Below are 3,321 nucleotides of genomic sequence, written 5' to 3' on the forward strand. Positions count from 1 at the left end.
CGATCCACACACCGGACCGTCCTGTTCGGCCGCGACCCAAGAACGGGCCGGACCGCGTGGGATGCGCACGGCGCTCGGCATCGCGCACAGGTGCGAGGATCACTCCGTGATCACGACCTTCCTCGTCAATCACGCGGCCGCTGTGCGGGTCCTCTTCTGGGTGGCCCTGATCGCGTTCGCGGCCCTCGGCTGGTTCGTGTACCGCCGCGGAACACGGTGGCTGCTCACCACGCTCACCGTCGTCAGCGTCGTCGGAGCGGTGGCACTCACGATGACCCCCGACGGCAACGGCGGGAACGGAACCTTCTGCACCGTGCAGTTCTCGGTCCCGTTCCGAGGGATCGACACGCTCGCGAACGTGGCACTCCTGTTCCCCGTGACGCTCTTCGCCGGGCTGCGCACCGCTCGTCCGGTACGGGCGGTGGCCGCGGCGTCGGGGTTCTCCGCTGCCGTCGAACTGCTGCAGGCGCTCGTCCCGTCCCTCGGGAGAGCGTGCGACACCGACGACTGGTTCATGAACACCGTCGGGGCAGTGCTCGCCGGGCTGGTCGCACTCGGCATCATCGCGATCGATCGCCGGGCACCGCGCGGACCCGAGCAGTCGCCGCGGCAGTCGGTCCCCTGACCGCCTCGCTCGCGCGACCGCGAGCAGGGTGCATCGAATCGGCGCCCGGACCACGGGGCCGGGTCTGGCGAACGCCGGAAGGTGCCCGGTGCGCACGTGCTCGACGCCGCACGCGAGACGATCCGTGGCGACGCGCCACTGTCGACGACGGGATCGGTCCACCCCCACCCGAGCAGGCTCTCGAGCGGGACACCGAGGAGCACTGCGCACGCGAGGATCGACCGTCACCCGTGCACCGAGCTCGGATCAGAGGATGACGGTCTCGAACTCGAGGAGCTCGGCACCGGTCGCGACGGGGCTGCTCCCGCCGTGGTGCGCGCCCGCCTGACCGGTGCGCCACGCCTGGTAGGAGTCCTCGTCCGTCCAGGTCGAGACGACGAAGTACCGCGTGCTACCGGCGGTGGGTCGGAGGAGCTCGAAGCGCTCGAAGCCGGGCTGCTGCTCGACGTCGTGGGCCCGTCCGACGAAGCGTGCTTCGAGGTCGGCGCCCCTGCCCTCGGGGACGGTGATGGCGTTGATCTTCACGACGGACATGGCGGGTTCCTCTCGATGGTGGTCAGTGCTCGTGCGGGTGGACGACGGGGGTGACGGTGAAGGCATCGACGTTGCCCATCGCCTCGTGCACGTGCTCCGCGGCGTGCTCGGCGATGTGCTCGGCGTCGTGCAGCGAGGCGGCGGCGACCTCGACGGTGGCGGAGCCGGTCAGCCGGTGCCCGACCCACCGGAGCCGGAGATCGCGCACCACCTCGACCCCGCTCGTGTGCTCGAGCGCCTGCTCGGCGCGGGTGACGAGAGTCGGGTCGATCGCGTCCATGAGCCGGGCGCCGACGGACCGAACGGTCCCCCACAGCAGGACCATGATCGACACCGAGATGAGCAGCCCGATGATCGGGTCCGCGATCGGGAAGCCGAGCATCACGCCGACGGCACCGAGGACGACCGACAGGGACGTGAACCCGTCGAGGCGAGCGTGCACGCCGTCCGCGACCAGTGCGGCGGAGCCGATCCGCTGGCCGACGCGGATGCGGTAGATCGCGACCGCCTCGTTCCCGGCGAAGCCGATCAGGCCGGCGGCGACGAGCAGCCAGGGGTTCTCGATCGGTCGAGGGGTGATGAACCGGTCGATGGCCTGCCACCCGGCGACGACGGCCGACAGTGCGACGACGAACACGATGAACATGCCGGCGAGGTCTTCCGCACGGCCGTACCCGTACGTGTAGCGGCGGTTCGCCACGCGACGGCCGAGGATGAACGCGATCCACAGCGGCACGGCGGTCAGGGCGTCCGCGAAGTTGTGGACGGTGTCCGCGAGCAGCGCGATGGACCCCGTGAACGCGACGATCACCGCCTGCAGGACCGTGGTGCCCAACAGGATGAACAGGCTGGTCTTCAGCGCGCGGACGCCGGCGGTGCTGGCCTCCATCGCGTCGTCGATCGAGTCCGCTGCGTCGTGCGTGTGCGGCACGAACAGGTCGTACAGGAACCCCCGCAGACCACCGTGCGGATGCGAGTGCCCGCGCGCACCGTGATCGTGCTGATGGCCGTGGTCGCCGTGGTCGTGGTGATCGCTGTGCGTGTGGGTGTGTGCCGTCACGTGGACTCCTGCCCCCGATGGTGGTGCGGCGCCTGGCCGACGACGTGCTCCGCCTGCTTCACCGCGTCGATCACCAGCTCCGACGCGTGCTCGTCCGTCAACCGGTAGAACACCGTGGTGCCCTCGCGACGGGTCGACACCATCCGTGCCAGGCGGAGCTTCGCCAGGTGCTGGGACACCCCGGCCGGGCTCTTGTCGACCACGTCGGCGATGCGGTTGACGCTCATCTCCTCGGCGTTCCGCAGCGCGAGGATGATCTTCACCCGGGTGGCGTCCGCGAGCATCGCGAACACCTCGACCGCGAGTTCGACGTACTCGGACTCCGGGCTGAGTCCGCAGGGCTGCTTGTCTACGTGCACACGCAGATACTACACAAGGCCACGGCCGTCGTCACCGACCGGGCCGACCCCGCTCGGCGACCCGCCGGACGGCCCGATCAGGGCGACCCGGTCGAGGTGGACCGCACCTGGGCGAGCAGGCCACCAGCGGGACGGGCGGCCAGCACCAGCTCGGCGCCGTGCACGCGGGCGATCGTCGTGACGATCGCGAGCCCCAGACCGGCGCCCTCGGCATCGGTGCGCACCCGGGTGACCCGTCGGCGGAACGGCTCCGCCAGCAGCGCGACGTCGGCATCGTCGATCGCATCGCCCTCGTTCTCCACCGCGAGGAGCGGGCCCGCGGCGTCCGGCGTCCCCGACACCCGCACCGTCGACCCGGGCGTCGCGTACCGGACGGCGTTGTCGACGAGGTTGCGCACGAGCTGCCCGAAGAGCACCCGGTCGCCGTCGACCTCGAGCGCCGGGTCGACGACGTTCAACAAGGCGACACGGCGAGCCCGCATCGGCATCTGCAGGCCCTCGACGGCGTCGTCGACCAGTGCGTGCACCGTGAACCGCTCCGGGGCGGCCGGACGGTCGGCGCGCGCCAGGGTCAGCAGGGCCGCCGTCGTCTCGTTCATCCGGTCGTTGGTCGCGACGATCCGGGAGAGCGCCCGCTGGATGACCGGGTCGTCGGTCTGGCGCTGGGCGAGCTGCGCGATCGCACGGACGGTGGCGAGTGGGTTCCGGAGCTCGTGGGAGGCGTTCGCGGCGAAGCGACTCCG

General features: G+C 71.1%; 5 protein-coding genes. 1 reads left to right on the top strand and 4 read right to left on the bottom strand.

Annotated features, from left to right (window positions below; translation table 11 throughout):
• The first annotated feature begins 106 nt into the window (after positions 1-106).
• The gene (locus I5E_RS24590; RefSeq protein WP_022907305.1) at positions 107-625 is read left to right on the top strand and encodes a VanZ family protein; all 519 of its coding nucleotides are present in this window, start codon (positions 107-109) and stop codon (positions 623-625) included.
• Between the two features lie 246 nt (positions 626-871).
• Here I5E_RS24590 and I5E_RS12645 read toward each other — a convergent pair whose 3' ends face one another.
• The 4 genes from I5E_RS12645 to I5E_RS12660 all read right to left on the bottom strand — a co-directional run.
• Positions 872-1,159 (bottom strand): antibiotic biosynthesis monooxygenase family protein, encoded by a 288-nt coding sequence (locus I5E_RS12645; protein ID WP_031262586.1) that lies wholly within the window; start codon positions 1,157-1,159, stop codon positions 872-874.
• A gap of 22 nt (positions 1,160-1,181) precedes the next feature.
• Positions 1,182-2,048 (bottom strand): cation diffusion facilitator family transporter, encoded by an 867-nt coding sequence (locus tag I5E_RS12650; protein WP_148286960.1) that lies wholly within the window; start codon positions 2,046-2,048, stop codon positions 1,182-1,184.
• Between the two features lie 167 nt (positions 2,049-2,215).
• Positions 2,216-2,578, bottom strand: coding sequence for an ArsR/SmtB family transcription factor (locus I5E_RS12655; protein WP_022907308.1), 363 nt, complete (start codon positions 2,576-2,578; stop codon positions 2,216-2,218).
• Between the two features lie 77 nt (positions 2,579-2,655).
• On the bottom strand, positions 2,656-3,321 hold a 666-nt coding region (locus tag I5E_RS12660; protein WP_022907309.1), incomplete at its 5' end, for a sensor histidine kinase.

It is taken from the genome of Curtobacterium sp. B18 (assembly GCF_000333375.1).
Taxonomy (GTDB): Bacteria; Actinomycetota; Actinomycetes; order Actinomycetales; family Microbacteriaceae; genus Curtobacterium.